Here is a 15,141-nt window from a genome sequence, read left to right as displayed (position 1 = left end):
GTTTCTTTTGATTGCTCTTTGATCGTTTTCGTGATTTCTTTTTTTGTGATCAAGATGACACCTACTTTCTGGACAAACAGACTATGCTCTTGATTATACGCCCGCTTTCTACTAAATGCCTATCAAAATGTTCTGACGATTTGATGACACTTCTTTTGTTGTTTTCCCACTTTTTTCAGCAAAAAAACTCTGCATCCCGTTTGAGGAATGCAGAGCCGTGGATTACCACTGTTCAATATCCGGTCGATCCTTGAACGTCGACTTCGTCCCATGACGTTCGTTCAAAACAGCTTCAACGTCCGTAAACGATACTCCGCGATCAGCAAGCAACACCGTCAGATGATACAGCAAGTCCGCTGTCTCTTCCGCGAGGGTGTCATCCCCCGCGAGGACGACTTCAAAGGCTTCTTCGCCAAACTTCTTGGCGATTTTTTCACGCCCGGCTTTAACCAGGTAGTTCGTATAAGACGCCTCATCTTGCGACGCGATTTTTTCTTTTACTGTACGTTCGAGTTCATGTAGCATGCGGCACCTCCACTTCTGTATAGAAACATGTCCGATTGCCGGTATGGCACGTCGGTCCGGTCGCTTTGACGGTAATCAATAAGCTGTCCTGGTCACAATCAATCCACATACGGCGTAATTCAAGCGTATGTCCGCTCGTCTCGCCCTTCGTCCAAAGACGGTTCTTCGTCCGCGAGAAAAACGTGACGAGTCCGGTCGCAAGCGTCTTGTCGTAAGCCGCCTGATCCATAAAACCGACCATCAGGACATCGTTTGTCGTTTCATCCAAGATGACAGCCGCGACGAGTCCCTTCGAAAAATTCAATTCGATCATCGGACGTCGACTCCTCTCGCCTTCAAGTAGTCTTTTGTCTCCGGCATCGTATAGGTCGCTTCGTGGAAAATCGATGCCGCCAGTGCCGCATCGGCTCCCGCTTCGAGACCTTCCGCCAAGTGTTCGAGTGTCCCGACACCACCGGAGGCGATCAACGGCACATTGACGACTTCGCGTAAGCGTTGGATCAATTCCAAATCGTAGCCATCCTTTGTTCCGTCGGCATCCATCGACGTGACAAGCAGTTCACCGGCTCCAAGCGAGACGGCTTCCTTCGCCCATTCAATCGCATCCCGTCCAACAGCTTGTGTGCCGCCGTGCGAGAAGACGCCCCATGAGTCACCGGTCCGCTTAGCATCGATCGCGACGACCGTCGCCTGAACACCAAACAGACGGCTGATGTCTTGAATCAGTTGCGGGTTCTGTAACGCCGACGAATTGAGGGAGACTTTATCGGCACCGGCGCGAATCAAGCGTTTCGCGTCTTCCAGCGTCTTGATGCCGCCGCCGACCGTAAACGGCATGTAGATGACTTCTGCCACCCGCTCGACGATATCGAGCATCGTGTCGCGTCCTTCCTGCGTTGCCGAGATATCGAGCAAGACGAGTTCGTCGGCACCTTGTTCGTAATAGTATTTCGCAACGGCGACGGGATCTCCGAGGTCGCGCAGATTTTGAAACTTCACGCCTTTGACGACGCGCCCCTCCTTGACATCAAGGCAAGGAATGATCCGTTTCATCAACATACGCGAAGCACCTCTTTCAATGACAACGAACCGTCGAGCAAGGCACGGCCGATGACGGCACCGTCCATCCCGATCTCTTTTAAGCGGGCGACGTCTTCAACCGTCGTCACACCACCGGACGCAATCAGTTCAACGCCGTCCCGTTTTAAACGGTCGAGTCCGTCAACATCTGGTCCCTGCATCATTCCGTCACGGGAGATGTCCGTGTATAAAAACGTCTTGATGCCTTTTTGAATCAAATGTTCAATCGCCCGTTCGAGTGTCCAGTCACTGGCTTCGAGCCAACCGCGCGTCTGAACGATTCCGTTTTTGGCGTCAAGCGCCACAGCCAGCTTATCACCGGCCCGCTCAATCATCTGTTCAAGCAACGCTTCGTCTTCCAGTGCAACCGTCCCGATTAGAATCCGGTCGATTCCGGCGCCGACGTACGCTTCGACCGTTTCGATGTTGCGGACACCGCCTCCGGCTTCGACAAACAAACCGGTTTCTTTTTTGATGTCCGCGATCAGGCTCAAGTGAAGCGGTTCACCGGCTTTGGCGCCATCGAGATCAATCAGGTGAATCGCTGTCGCACCGTCTTCTTTAAACCGTCTTGCGATCGTCAACGCATCTCCGAAAAAGGTTTGCTGTTGAAAATCACCTTGTTTGAGCCGGACGGCCTGTCCGCTCATTAAATCGATTGCTGGGTAGAGTTGCATGTCGTCTCTCTCCATTCCTTAAGTAATTTCAATCCGACTTCGCCACTCTTCTCCGGGTGGAACTGCATCCCTGTCACCAAGTCCTTTTGGACGATGGCCGGGACGAGTCGTCCGTATTCGACCGAGTCGACGATCCAGTCCGGTTCACAGACGGCACCGTACGAGTGGACGAAGTAAACCGCTTCGCCATGGTTCGTCAACTGGTGCCAGCCCATGTGCGGCAAGCGGACGTCACTCGGTAACTTTTCGACTGTTCCCGGTAAAATACCGAGCCCTTGTGTCTGTCCGTCTTCATCGCTTGATTCAAACAACAGTTGCATCCCGAGACAAATCCCGAGGAATGGTTTTTTCGTCGCTTGTTCCTGTAAGAACTCGATTAATCCCGTCTCTTCTAACCGGGCCATTGCCGGGGCATAGGCACCGACACCCGGTAAGACGAGCGCTTCCGCCTGTCCGAGCAGTTCCAAATCACTCGTGACGATGACGGCTTCTCCAAGCTCTTTTAACGCCCGTTCGATGTTGGCGATATTGCCGACACCATAATCTACAATCGCGATCATTGGTCAATCAGTCCTTTCGTCGACGGGACGCCGTCACCGGTTACGGCAATCGCTTGACGGACAGCCCGACCCAGTGCCTTGAACAGTCCTTCGATCATGTGGTGCGTATTCGAACCGTAGAGGACTTGGGCATGAATCGTCATCCGGGCACTGCGGGACAAGCCTTGGAAAAACTCTTCCGCCAGTTCCGTATCAAAATCACCGAGCTTCGGATTTTTGAATTCGGCGAGGAAGACCGTATACGGACGACCGCTGAAGTCGAGGACGACCGAGGCAAGCGTCTCGTCCATCGGCACACGTGATTCGCCGTACCGTTCGATGCCGGCTTTGTCGCCTAACGCTTCCGTCAAGGCAGCTCCGAGAACGATGGCCGTATCTTCAACCGTATGGTGGGCATCGATCCAGAGATCGCCCTTCGCTTCAATCACAAGACCAATCCGGGCCTGGAAGGCAAACAACGTCAACATGTGGTCAAAGAAGCCGACACCTGTCTTAATCTCAACCGGTCCGCCACTGAGGTCGACCGCCACCTTGATTTCTGATTCTGAACTTACTCGTTCACTTGTCCCACGACGCATTGCAGTTCCTCCTCTACACATTTCTCTAAGATTTCCATCGCTTCCGTCGAGCCGCAACTGACGCGGAAGGCTCCGTCAAACAAACGGATCCGCAGTCCGGCGTTGGCACAACGTTCGGTGAAGCGTTCAGCTTTCTCGTATTCAACGTAAACAAAATTCGCAGCACTCGGATACGTTCTACCAAGCGGTTCGACCAGACGGGCAATCGTGTCCCGGCTCGCGAACGTCTCTTCCAAGACGAGATCCAGTTCCGGCTCGGCCATGATGGCAATCCCGACGGCAGCTGAGAGTCCGGAGACATTATACGGTGACTTGATTGATTCGACTTCCGCGACGATCTGTTCACTCGCAATCAGGAAGCCGAGTCGCAAGGACGCGAGGCCAAACGCTTTCGACAACGTCCGGAGAATGATCGCGTTCGGATATTCGTCGAGTAGACCGACCATCGATTGTTCAAGGGCAAAGTCGATGTAGGCTTCATCAATCACGACATATTTTCCGCTGTCGAGCAATCGGCGGACATCCGCTTCCTTGCGTAAAATCCCCGACGGATTATGCGGGTGACTGAGGAAGATGATGTTGCCCGGTGCAGCGAGCAGTCCGTCGACATCAAGTGCCATCCCGTCGAGCAACGGGACTTTACTGAAGTCGGCCCGTGCGCGGTCGGCATAAAACTGATACATGACGAAATCCGGTTGCGAGGCGATGACCGGTGACTCTGGACCGGCGTAGCGGGCACAGAGGTAACCAATCAGTTCGTCGGAGCCGTTCCCGGCTACGAGTTGCGTCGGACGGACACCGGCATAGGCGCTGTACGATGCTTTCGCTTGGTCGATGACTTCGACCGGGTATTCATTGATCGGAAACGTCTCGACGAGTTGTTTGATCGTCTCGATGCCAACCGGGCTGTGTGCCGTAAATCGTTCGTTTTGGTGTAGTCGCATCAGTTCTCCCTCACTTCTATCGCTTGTGCGTGTGCTTCGAGTCCTTCGACCCGGGCAACGGTTTTCGCGGCATTTGCTAGTCGAGCGACACCTTCCCGTGTCGCTTCGAGCATCGTCTGGTGACGTAAGAACGTTCGTGCCGATAAGCCGGACGCAAAGCGGGCTGTCCCGGACGTCGGTAAGACGTGGTTCGTCCCGGCGACATAATCACCCAGTGTTTCCGGTGTTTCGTGTCCGAGGAAAATCATCCCGGCGTGACGGATCAACTTGACGACCTCTTGCGGGTTCGCGACAGCGAGTTCCAAGTGTTCGGCAGCCAAACGGTTCGCTTCTGCAATCGCATCATCAAGTGAAGCGACGAAGACACCACCGTTTTCCATCGCCCGGCGTGCAATCTCCTGGCGCGGTAACTGTTGCAGACGGCGTTCGATGTTCGCATCGACGTCCGCTTTCATTGCTTCCGTTGGGACAAAGGCAATCGCGACTGCGTCACGATCGTGTTCCGCTTGCGCCAGGAGATCGGCAGCAATCCGGTCCGGATGCGCCGTCTCATCAGCGATGACGACGACTTCTGACGGTCCGGCGACTGAGTCGATACCGACAATGCCGTAGACTTGGCGTTTCGCTTCGGCAACAAACCGGTTACCCGGTCCGACGATCAAATCAACCGCTTGAATCGATTCCGTACCGAACGTCAAGGCAGCGACGGCTTGGGCGCCACCGATCGTATAGATTTCTGTCACACCGGCGATTTTCGCCGCGACCAACACTTCTGTGCTGAGTCCGGTGACCGGTGTCACCATGACGACCCGCTCGACGCCGGCGACTTTAGCCGGAATCGCGTTCATCAGGACGGTCGACGGATAACTTGCCGCTCCGCCCGGGACATAAATCCCGACCGAGTCAACCGGAACAAACCGTTGGCGACGGGTGACGTCCGCTTCGACGAGCTCGATGTCGGACGGCAATTCTTGTTCGTGCCACTCGACGAGTCGAGTCGCCATCAGTTTTAACGAGTCGACCAGATTCGGATCGGCTTGATCAAACGCTTCTTGAATCTTCGTTTCATCCAAACGGAAGTCTGTCAGATCAACGCGGTCAAATTCACTTGTATAGCGACGGACGGCTGCATCGCCGTCGTTTGCCACTTGTTCCAGAATCGACCGGACGGCTTGCTCCGTCTCACGGTCGACACTGAAGTTTTTTGTCGTTGCCATTACCGAGTCACTCCTTCTGTCAGCTGTTCGAGTAATTGAATCACTTCGACGCGTTTGCGTTTCAACGTCCACTCGCTTGTAAAGAATCGGGCGTTGATATCGATAATTTTTTCATATTCGTTGAGACCGTTCGCCCGGAGTGTCTCACCCGTTTCGACGATATCGACGATTGCATCGGCCAGTCCGAGCAATGGTGCCAGTTCAACCGAACCGTTCAACGGCACGATATCGACATCGACACCAAGTTCACTGAAGTAACGTTTCGCGATGACCGGATATTTGGTCGCAATCCGGACCCGACGTCCGCCTTCGAACTGCAACGGTTCTTTCGCACAAACCGACATCCGGCAAATCCCGAATGGCAGTTCTGCCAGTTCCGACAATTCCTGATCCGATTCGAGCAGGATGTCGCTGCCGGTGATGGCGACGTCGAGGACGCCTTGGGCGACGTACGGGATCAAATCCGACCCTTTCATGAAGACGAATTCATGTTCGCCGCGCTTGACGATCAATTCACGTTCGATCGCCCCCCACGTTTCGACGCCTGCTTCTTTTAAATACCGTTCCGTCGTTTTTGACAGCCGGCCTTTCGTAATCCCAATCCGCATTTAGAGCACCTCCGCGAGTCGTTCGACGGAAAATCCGATCCCGAACGCTTGTTGTTCCTGACCAAATTGTTCGTACAGCCGGTCGTATCGTCCTCCGACCAACACCGGCTCGGTCACACCTTCGATGAAACCGTGAATCGTCACGCCATCATAGTATGTCTGCAGCCCCATCTGTCCGAAGTCGAGATCGGCATTGACGGCGTCTGCTAAATCGATGACGGCATTTAAGCGGGTTTCGTCGACATACGGCAAGATCTGTTCCGCCCCTTCCCGACCAAACAAGAGCGGGAGTTTGGCGAGCAAGGCATCATCGAGTTCCCGGGCAATCCGTTTCAGTTCGATGACGTTCCGTAACCGCAGCATCTGCGTCACTTGATCCCGCAGGTGGTGATCACCGACCCGGGTTTCAATCAAGTGTTCAATCAGTCCGGCGTCGCCAATCGACAACGTCACTTCTTTACCGGTCAATTCTTCGATCAACCGGACACCGAGTTGGATTGCTTCGACCTCGGCAATGACGCCCCGTTCTTCAAAACCGACTTGGAACTTTTCTTCCGGCTGGAAGACCGAACCACTGTAAAAGACGCGCTTATATTGTTCGCGGCCCCGCTCACTGAGCGCCCGCGCGACACTTGTCGTAAAATCCATCCGAATTTGTTCCCGGCCACCGACTTCTTCAATTAAAGGGGTGATTAATCGGGTATAGTTAGATTGTTCGAGCCCATCCTCGAGTTGGCGGATGACACGTTGCAGGCGTTCAGCTGATTGCCCGACGTAGTCCGTCGCCCCGTCTTTGAGTCGAATCGTAGAAAATGATTGCATGTCGCCACTCCTTTATCTTGTTATCACTGTACCACGCTAAATTATTTAACGATAAGATACCTTTTTTGTGGTTCGATTGTCAATCCTTTTGCCTGTTTTCGTACTGAAAAAACATATTGGAGGTTTTATCATGCAATTAATTAAATGGGACGGTCACGTCCACAGCCCGTATTGTCCGCACGGAACACAGGATCCACTCGAAGCGTATATCGAACGCGCCCTGTTACAAGGTCTCGAACGAATCAGCTTCACCGAGCACGCCCCGCTGCCGGAAGGACTCGTTGATCCGGCACCCGATAACGATTCCGGGATGTCGTTTGCGACAGCCGAACGCTACATCGAAGAACTGAAGACGTTACGCGACACATACAAAAACGATATCGACATCCGGATCGGGATGGAGTTTGATTACTGGGAGCATGACGTCGACGGCACGCGCGACATCATCGCCCGTTACGGTCCCGAGCTGACGGACGGCATCCTGTCGCTCCATTACCTCTGGATCGAGGACCGGTATTACATGGTCGACTTCAGCAAAGAAAGTTTTGGTGAGATCGTCACGGCGACAGGCAGTGTCACAGCGGCCCACGAACGCTATTACGAAGGCATTCAGGCACTCGTCATGACGAACCTCGGGACACATCAACCAAAACGCCTCGGTCACTTGACGTTGCCGACGAAGTTCATCCAAGCCTATCCGCTTGAGCAGACGCCGGCGAACTTGGATGAGACGGTCCGGAAAATCCGGCAGGCAGACTTTACGCTCGATCTCAATACGGCAGGATTGCGGAAACCGTTGTGCGGTCTTTCCTATCCTTACCCGGAACTCCTGCAACTCACGCAGTCTTTAGGCATTCCGCTCGTTTACGGATCAGATGCACATTTAGCGAAAGACGTCGGTGCTGATTTTGGTTTTAAATGGTAAAAGACTTAAAGCCGACATTTCACCTTAGAATGTCGGCTTTAAGTCTTTTACATCCATCAATCTTTTTTTAATTGAATTCTGCAATTAATCGTTTTTTCATATTTAATAGTCCAATACCAATATCATCGATTCGAACTTTGTTTTTAAAGTAAAAAATATCGACTTTATTAAGGTCAAGCAATTGATAAGCAATATCTTGGGCATGTGGCGCTATCGTTTTATTAATTTTTCTCGCAGCAAAACCTCCGGCAATCGCACCCGCTGGTCCTGTAACAGTAGCACCAATTCCTGCAAAATGAGCACCTACTGCACCTCCTGCTATAGCTCCAACAGAAGTGAGTGTAGTGGTCACACCGAATTTAGAAATTGTAACAAGTGCTTTCGCAGCCATTATATTTTTCTTTTTATCATTTGGCATTCCTGTGAATTCTTTATTTACTGCTTTTATATCTAATAATAATCTTATCCCTAAAATAAGTTCAGAAGCGCCCGGAAGTAAATCTAACCCCTCGGGTAAATCTAGGCCCATCATATTTGACATCACGTTCTCGATTTCTTCCATAGAATCTGTGACAAAGCTAAAATCTAAATTCATATCTAAAATTTCAGGAAAATCAGGCATCTGGTCAATGAGAGAAAGTGTAAATCCCTCTACTTGTTCTGCTACATTTGCCAATATATCATTGGGTCCAAATTTTTCTTCATTGAAGATATGTTCAGATATGGCTTCCTTGTATTTTTCTCGTTGCCAAACACTATTATCTTTTAATACACTTTTTAATACACTTTTAGAAATTACACCTGTTCCATTAACAGTAAGTTCTTCGATTATGTGTGAAAGTAGCATTTATAAAATCTCCTTAAAAAATAGCTATGGATAGAATACTTATTAAAATTGAGACTAAAGATAGAGTTATAGCACTAATGGCTAATCTTTCTTCTTTTTTCGACTTCAATCTTGGTCGCTCAATTAAATCGTTTATTTTTTTATTTTGATCTTCTATTTGATTACTTAATACTTGATTTAAATTCTCGATATCCGTAATTCTATGAAGATTTTTTTCATTTTCAGATTTGTATTTAATATATTCGTTTTTAATTACTTCCGCTTCTACTGCCTGAATTGCAGTCTCTTTTCTTAAATCAACAAGTCTTTCAACAATCAGGTTATTAATTTGTTCTTGTTCTTCCCAAAACTTCACTTTTTCAGCTATCTTAATTTCTTCATTTATTTCGTTCATTTTAATCGTCCACCTTTTACAACAAATTTAATGACTCATTTTTTAATTATATTAATTATCAACTTCTTACACTTGTATTTTATCTAAAAATAAGTATATGTTTTCCTTTTTAGACTAAAAACATTAGAATTTATATCAAAAAAGACCAGTCGGACAAATCCGACTGGTCAATTGCAAGATATTCAGCTTCTGTAAAAACCTTTGCTTCAAGTAACACGACACCAAACCTACGACCCGTATAGGCATCCATCAAACCGATCACAAGGTTCGCCCTGTGACGGATTCTACTTGGTTTGCCACCGACGACCAATACATAGCCGACGAGCTGTTCATCAACATCAACGACAAAGATGTCCGAGTTCGCCGCCTGAGCAAATCGTTCGATAAACGCTTCCGACTGCTCAGTCTACATGCTGCGTTCTTCCAGTTCATACAACATATATTTCGTTTCCCGATCAATCCGTCGAATCAAATCCGATAAGGCCTTCCCGTCCATCAACGTGGCACGTCGTATCATAAGATGTCAGATTCATTTCCACAAAACATAATATGAAAAAATTTGTTATTTTAGTGTACTTGATTCAAACGTAACACGTAACCCTTTTTGAAATCTTGGATTGCAATGCACTACATTTCTAATCAACAAAGATGTCGTTTAGGTAGTATACTCGTAATCCGGTACATTCCCCTTTTTATGAACAGGGCGATTCATTGATTTGATGAAGAATTAAGTCCACGATATCTTGTTGGCTCATATCGCTGGTGAGCATAATTTCTCCGTTTATTCCCAAGTGATCATTCGGAATCCACCAAGTATTTAAACGTTCTTCTCCAAACTCCTTTGCAGAAGAACGTAATTTATGTCGCTCGACCGTTTCTGTAAAAGGTAAATCAAAGTAATAGGCATAGACGTGATGATCAAAGTAGTCAATGAGATTAAGTAGTAATTCTTCATAAGCTTGTTTTTTCAATATCCCCTCTAAAATAACCACTTTGCACGTACCTTTAGCAAACTCTGTAATTCTTTTAATCAACTCGATTGACATATTGCCCTGTAAATCCGATAACATCAACATCTCGCGTCGTACAACGTCTTGCGAAACAAGCAACGTTTCTTCCCCTAAATTTTTTTGAAGCAATTTTGCAATTGTTGTTTTCCCGCTTCCAGAATTCCCACGTAAAATAATCAATTTCGTTTCGATTTTAATCAGACCTTTCAAAAATTAAATTCCGAAATGAATCATGTACTTTTTTCTACTGCTCTTATAATAATCAAAGCCAGTTCTTGAAGACCAGCAGATTTTTTAAAATAACTTGAAGAGATGACGATATCACAAAATATCGATAGTGACTCAAGCAGAATAATTGTAGTGCCATGGTATGCCAAACCACAAGCTGGTCGATTAAATGTCTGGAAATGTGTTTTCAGTTAGGTGTTGCACTTAATATTACAATTCGTCTTATAAATAACTAACTATTCAATAATAACTGAAAAGACCGATCGGCGTGTCACCACGTCGATCGGTCTTTTGATTTCTTCTATTCCAAATTAGCATGTTTGCCGTACATCGTTTTTGAATCAAGTTGTTTCGCCGCCATGATATGGAGAATCAACGCATCATAGAACAGCAACATCGTTTGTTCAAACAATGATCCCATCGGCTGAACCGTTTCGTCCGCCGTGGCTGTCCGCTCTTTCGGCACTCCCGGCAGTTTCACGGTTAAGTCCGCTAATTTCGCCAGTGTCGACGTCGGCTCAATCGTAACGACCGCGACGGTTCCACCGAGTTGTTTCGCTTTCTCGACGATCGGGACGAGTGTTTTCGTCTCACCGGATCCTGATCCGATGATCAACAAGTCCCCTTCGCGCAAGTTCGCGGTAACCGTCTCACCGACGACGTATGCATCAAAGTTCATGTGCATCAGGCGCATGACAAACGCTTTGCCCATCAAGCCGGAGCGACCGGCTCCAGCGAGAAAGATCCGGTCTGCCTTCAGAACGGCTTCCGCGAGTTGCGTCGTCTCGGCTTGATCAATCGCTTCGACCGTCGACGTCAGCTCTTGTAAAATCGTTTGAATATGTGTCATTTACGCCTCTTGCAGCATCCGACGCATCGTTGACGCTGTTCCTTGTTTGTCGTCTTGTCCGGTAATTCCGCCACCGACGATGATGAGGTCTGGGCGTGCTGCGATGACTTCAGGTAATGTCTCCATCTTGATTCCGCCAGCAACTGCTGTTTTAGCGTTTTTGACAACGGATTTGATTGTCGCGAGATCCTCGAACGAGTTTTGACCGACGGCTTGAAGATCGTAACCTGTGTGGACACAGATGTAGTCAACACCGAGTTCATCAAGCTCTTTCGCACGTGTCGCGATATCTTTGACAGCAATCATATCCACCAAAATCTTCTTGCCTGATTTTTTCGCTTCTTCAACGGCACCTTGGATCGACATATCTTCGGCAGCTCCAAGAATCGTCACGATATCGGCACCGTGTGCGACAGCTTGGCTGACTTCATAGCCGGCAGCATCCATGATTTTTAAGTCGGCGAGAACCGTTAAGTTCGGGAATGCCGCTTTCATTTCTTTAACGGCACGAAGCCCTTCGTTGATGACGACCGGTGTCCCGATCTCAACGATATCTAAGTTTTCTTCACCAATTTCTTTGACTAAAGCGATGGCACCTGCTGTATCGACTAAATCGATTGCGAGTTGTAATTTCATAATTGATCTCTCCCATTCTTCTCTCTATTTATGGATCCTGGCACTTCCTTCTGACGTTCGTGAAGGAACATGACTAAATATAATCCTCATAGACGAACTTGGGAAGTACGCACTTTTAATTTACATAGTGCGATTTTTCATACATAGTGCGGAAAAGTATACTGTCGATGACAAGAGGGCTATACTGAAAAAGGAGGTGGGACGATGCCACATTTTGAAGACCGGCAGTTTAATTGTGAAAAGGAATTGACCCTATCGATCATCGGGGGGAAATGGAAGATGCTGATTCTTTGGCATCTCGGGAAAGAAGGCACTAAACGCTTCGGAGAGCTGAAAAATCTAATGCCCGGCATTACGCAACGGATGCTCGTCAATCAGTTACGGGAGCTGGAAGATCACCATATCATCCACCGGGAAGTGTATCCGGTCGTTCCGCCGAAGGTCGAATATTCGTTGACGCCACACGGCTACAGTCTGATGCCGATTCTGGACGCGATGTACGACTGGGGTAAGGATTATGCCAAAAATGTCCTCGAAGTCGAGTTTGAACAACAGAAATTGTCCCAATAAAAAAGATGCTCGTCTGTCCCGTCTCAATTTGAGAGGAGGCATCCGAGCATCTTTTTTAGGTTTCTTCTGTCGTAAAAATCTTCGACATTGCCAGTTCGTCGACGTACTCGCCGTCAATTAACAAAGAAGCAATCCGCGTGCCTTCAATATTGAAGCCGAACTTATGATACAACTCGATTGCCCGCAGGTTATCTTTCCGGACTGTCAGTTCCAGCCGGACAAGTCCCGCTTCAACGGCAAAGGCATCGACGGCTTCGAGTAATCCGGCACCAAGCCCGCGCCCCGTATAGGCATCCAGCAAGCCGATCACGAGGTTCGCCCGGTGACGGATTCGGCTTGGTTTGCCACCGACGACCAACACATAGCCGACAAGTTGTTCATCGACATCGACGACAAAGATGTCCGAGTTCGCCGCCTGACCAAATCGTTCGATAAACGCTTCCGCCTGTTCCGTCGACATGCTGCGTTCTTCCGGTTCATACAACATATATTTTGTTTCCCGATCAATCCGTCGCATCAAATCCGATAAGGCCTTTCCGTCCATCAAGGTGGCACGTCGTATCATAGGTGTCAGCTCCATTTCCATAAAACATAATATGAAAAAATTAGTTCTTTTAGTGTACTTGATTAAAACGTAACACGTAACCCTTTTTGAAATCTTGGATTGCTCTGCACTACATTTCTAATAAACAAAGATGTCGTTTAAATAGTATACGCGTAATCCGGTACATTCCCCTTTTTATGAACAGGACGATTCTTTGATTTGATGAAGAATTAAGTCCACGATGTCTTGTTGACTCATATCGATGGTGAGCATCACTTCTCCGTTTATTCCTAACTGATCATGCGGAATCCACCAGGTATTTAAACGTACTTCCCCGAACTCTTTTGCAGAGGAACGTAATTTATGTCGCTCGACCGTTTCTGTAAAGGGTAAATCAAAGTAATAGGCATAGACTTTATAATCAAAGTAGTCAACGAGATTAAGTAGTAATTCTTCATAAACTTGTTTTTTCAATATCCCCTCTAAAATAACCACTTTGCATGTACCTTTACCGAACTCCGTAATTCTTTTGATCAACTCGATTGACATATTCCCCTGCAAATCCGGTACCATCAACATCTCGCGACGCACAATATCCTGTGAAACCAGCAATATTTCTTCACCTAAACTTTTTTGAAGTAATTTTGCAATTGTTGTTTTCCCGCTTCCAGAATTACCACGTAAAATAATCAATTTCGTTTCGATTTTAATCAGACCTTTCAAAATTAAATTCCGAAATGAATCATATGCTTTTCCTCTTCTATCGCTCTTCTGATAAGCAAAACCAGTTCTTGAAAATCAGCAGATTTTTTTAAACAACTTGAAGAAATGACGATATCACAAAATAACGATAGTGACTCATGCGGAATAATTGTAGTGCCATGGTACGCCAAACCACAAGCTGGTCGATTAAATGTCTGGAAATATGTTTTCATGATTAACAGTTGCTCCATTAAATCGCTAACAACATTGTCACCAACACTAATGCAATTAAATTTCTTTGGTTCATAATCAATATATCTCGAAAGATTTTTGTGGTTATCAATAATCCCAAATTCGTGGGTAAGTGGTATAGTTTTCACCTTCTCATAATCAATGTATTGAACTTAACTCCATTATTCCAAGTATATCTTTTTAGTATTAATACAACTTTTTATTTTAAGGTTCAATAAAAACCTATAAAAAAAACCCTTGGTTTACAAGGGTTTTGACAATCTTTGAAATCTTAACGATTTCAGGGTATGGAGACGGTGGGAGTCGAACCCACGTCCGAAGGCATCGTATACTTAAGCTTCTACGTGTGTAGTCAATTTATTGGGATCTCGTCGTCAGGCTGCCAATTGACAGGCGTCCGTCCGACCAGTCTGATTCCATCTCTTCTCTTTCCCTACAGACGGAAGGGTCCAAGCGTAGCCTGTTTAAAGTGAGACCCTAGAAATCAGCCGACCAGGCGACGGCTGCTAGGATCCGTAGTAGCTATTAAGCTGCTGCGAGTTGTGTGTTAGTTTTGCCAGTTATGGCTGATGCGTTTTAACGAGGCCGACCCCTCGACACGCCACAGAAGACCGAACTACCCCCGTCGAATCCGTAACGTCCCCAAGATATAAATTGGGGCTTTCCGAATACTATTATAATAGCAGAAAAGTGTTACGGGTTCAATACTTTTGCTTGTCGCGTAACGCACGGTCGATATCACGCTTCGCATCCTTCTTCTTCAAATCATCGCGTTTGTCGAATTTCTTCTTCCCGCGGCCGAGTCCGATCAGACATTTCGCGTAACCGTTCTTGATGTAGACCTTCAGCGGCACGATCGTGTAACCGTCGCGCGAGACGAGTCCCATCAAGTTGGCGATCTGTTTTTTGTGCAGTAACAGTTTCCGCGGACGAAGCTGTTCGTGGTTGTACCGGTTCCCTTGTTCGAAGTGCGCGATATTCGAGTTCCAGAGAATCGCTTCCCCGCCGTCGAACCGGACGAACGCGTCGCCGATACTGATTTTTCCTTTACGGACCGATTTAATTTCGGTTCCCGTCAAGACGAGACCCGCTTCGATCGTATCTTCAATCGCATAATCAAACGACGCCCGTTTGTTGTTGGCTAATACTTTTGAACTTGTACCTTTTGGCAT

General features: G+C 47.7%; 18 protein-coding genes, 1 other RNA gene and 1 pseudogene. 2 read left to right on the top strand and 18 right to left on the bottom strand.

Annotated elements, in window-relative coordinates:
• Positions 1 to 222: 222 nt before the first annotated feature.
• From hisIE to DVG79_RS01250, 9 genes and pseudogenes are all read right to left on the bottom strand, one after another.
• Positions 223 to 838 (bottom strand): annotated as a pseudogene (gene hisIE / locus DVG79_RS16315) (bifunctional phosphoribosyl-AMP cyclohydrolase/phosphoribosyl-ATP diphosphatase HisIE).
• Complete coding sequence (hisF, locus tag DVG79_RS01285) at positions 835 to 1,584, bottom strand: imidazole glycerol phosphate synthase subunit HisF (RefSeq protein WP_026827613.1); 750 nt, start codon at positions 1,582 to 1,584, stop codon at positions 835 to 837. Before hisF ends, hisIE begins: the two are co-directional and overlap by 4 nt.
• Positions 1,578 to 2,282: a 1-(5-phosphoribosyl)-5-[(5-phosphoribosylamino)methylideneamino]imidazole-4-carboxamide isomerase gene (gene hisA, locus DVG79_RS01280; RefSeq protein ID WP_026832198.1), complete on the bottom strand. Its 705-nt coding sequence runs from the start codon at positions 2,280 to 2,282 to the stop codon at positions 1,578 to 1,580. Before hisA ends, hisF begins: the two co-directional genes overlap by 7 nt.
• Complete coding sequence (gene hisH, locus DVG79_RS01275; protein WP_028105794.1) at positions 2,255 to 2,842, bottom strand: imidazole glycerol phosphate synthase subunit HisH; 588 nt, start codon at positions 2,840 to 2,842, stop codon at positions 2,255 to 2,257. The genes hisA and hisH overlap by 28 nt, the downstream gene beginning before the upstream one ends.
• Positions 2,839 to 3,420 (bottom strand): imidazoleglycerol-phosphate dehydratase HisB, encoded by a 582-nt coding sequence (gene hisB / locus DVG79_RS01270; RefSeq protein WP_114595143.1) that lies wholly within the window; start codon positions 3,418 to 3,420, stop codon positions 2,839 to 2,841. Before hisB ends, hisH begins: the two co-directional genes overlap by 4 nt.
• A complete protein-coding gene (locus DVG79_RS01265; protein WP_114595142.1) occupies positions 3,393 to 4,364 on the bottom strand; it encodes a pyridoxal phosphate-dependent aminotransferase in 972 nt (323 codons plus the stop codon). Before DVG79_RS01265 ends, hisB begins: the two co-directional genes overlap by 28 nt.
• Positions 4,364 to 5,581, bottom strand: coding sequence for a histidinol dehydrogenase (gene hisD, locus DVG79_RS01260; protein WP_114595141.1), 1,218 nt, complete (start codon positions 5,579 to 5,581; stop codon positions 4,364 to 4,366). Before hisD ends, DVG79_RS01265 begins: the two co-directional genes overlap by 1 nt.
• The gene (gene hisG, locus DVG79_RS01255; protein ID WP_012371233.1) at positions 5,581 to 6,189 is read right to left on the bottom strand and encodes an ATP phosphoribosyltransferase; all 609 of its coding nucleotides are present in this window, start codon (positions 6,187 to 6,189) and stop codon (positions 5,581 to 5,583) included. Before hisG ends, hisD begins: the two co-directional genes overlap by 1 nt.
• The gene (locus DVG79_RS01250) at positions 6,190 to 7,011 is read right to left on the bottom strand and encodes an ATP phosphoribosyltransferase regulatory subunit (protein WP_026827608.1); all 822 of its coding nucleotides are present in this window, start codon (positions 7,009 to 7,011) and stop codon (positions 6,190 to 6,192) included.
• 130 nt (positions 7,012 to 7,141) lie between these two features.
• Between DVG79_RS01250 and hisJ the strand changes: the two genes are divergently transcribed.
• Entirely contained in the window at positions 7,142 to 7,936 is a 795-nt protein-coding gene (hisJ, locus tag DVG79_RS01245; protein WP_114595140.1) for a histidinol-phosphatase HisJ, read from the top strand.
• 67 nt (positions 7,937 to 8,003) lie between these two features.
• Here hisJ and DVG79_RS01240 read toward each other — a convergent pair whose 3' ends face one another.
• The 5 genes from DVG79_RS01240 to hxlA all read right to left on the bottom strand — a co-directional run bounded on the left by DVG79_RS01240 (position 8,004) and on the right by hxlA (position 11,901).
• Positions 8,004 to 8,783, bottom strand: a complete 780-nt coding sequence (locus DVG79_RS01240; RefSeq protein ID WP_114595139.1) for a hypothetical protein — start codon at positions 8,781 to 8,783, stop codon at positions 8,004 to 8,006.
• A gap of 13 nt (positions 8,784 to 8,796) precedes the next feature.
• The gene (locus DVG79_RS01235) at positions 8,797 to 9,177 is read right to left on the bottom strand and encodes a hypothetical protein (protein WP_114595138.1); all 381 of its coding nucleotides are present in this window, start codon (positions 9,175 to 9,177) and stop codon (positions 8,797 to 8,799) included.
• Positions 9,178 to 9,869: 692 nt separating this feature from the next.
• Positions 9,870 to 10,388, bottom strand: coding sequence for an AAA family ATPase (locus DVG79_RS01225; protein WP_233494572.1), 519 nt, complete (start codon positions 10,386 to 10,388; stop codon positions 9,870 to 9,872).
• Positions 10,389 to 10,716: 328 nt separating this feature from the next.
• Positions 10,717 to 11,265, bottom strand: coding sequence for a 6-phospho-3-hexuloisomerase (hxlB, locus tag DVG79_RS01215; protein WP_114595137.1), 549 nt, complete (start codon positions 11,263 to 11,265; stop codon positions 10,717 to 10,719).
• Positions 11,266 to 11,901 carry a 3-hexulose-6-phosphate synthase gene (gene hxlA / locus DVG79_RS01210; RefSeq protein ID WP_026827605.1) on the bottom strand — a complete coding sequence of 212 codons (636 nt, stop codon included), beginning with the start codon at positions 11,899 to 11,901 and terminating at the stop codon, positions 11,266 to 11,268.
• 204 nt (positions 11,902 to 12,105) lie between these two features.
• Between hxlA and DVG79_RS01205 the strand changes: the two genes are divergently transcribed.
• Complete coding sequence (locus DVG79_RS01205) at positions 12,106 to 12,471, top strand: winged helix-turn-helix transcriptional regulator (RefSeq protein WP_114595136.1); 366 nt, start codon at positions 12,106 to 12,108, stop codon at positions 12,469 to 12,471.
• A gap of 55 nt (positions 12,472 to 12,526) precedes the next feature.
• On the opposite strand, the gene DVG79_RS01200 is transcribed toward DVG79_RS01205, so the two are convergent.
• From DVG79_RS01200 to smpB, 4 genes are all read right to left on the bottom strand, one after another.
• Positions 12,527 to 13,036 (bottom strand): GNAT family N-acetyltransferase, encoded by a 510-nt coding sequence (locus DVG79_RS01200; RefSeq protein ID WP_114595135.1) that lies wholly within the window; start codon positions 13,034 to 13,036, stop codon positions 12,527 to 12,529.
• A 174-nt stretch (positions 13,037 to 13,210) separates the two neighbouring features.
• On the bottom strand, positions 13,211 to 13,729 hold the full coding sequence (locus tag DVG79_RS01195) for an AAA family ATPase (protein ID WP_233494571.1): 519 nt from the start codon (positions 13,727 to 13,729) through the stop codon (positions 13,211 to 13,213).
• A 525-nt stretch (positions 13,730 to 14,254) separates the two neighbouring features.
• Positions 14,255 to 14,613: a transfer-messenger RNA gene (gene ssrA / locus DVG79_RS01185) on the bottom strand.
• A gap of 57 nt (positions 14,614 to 14,670) precedes the next feature.
• Positions 14,671 to 15,141, bottom strand: a complete 471-nt coding sequence (gene smpB, locus DVG79_RS01180) for an SsrA-binding protein SmpB (RefSeq protein ID WP_014971147.1) — start codon at positions 15,139 to 15,141, stop codon at positions 14,671 to 14,673.

It is taken from the genome of Exiguobacterium sp. RIT594, from assembly GCF_003339585.1.
Lineage (GTDB): Bacteria > Bacillota > Bacilli > Exiguobacteriales > Exiguobacteriaceae > Exiguobacterium_A.
This window is presented reverse-complemented; position numbering and strand designations above follow the sequence as displayed.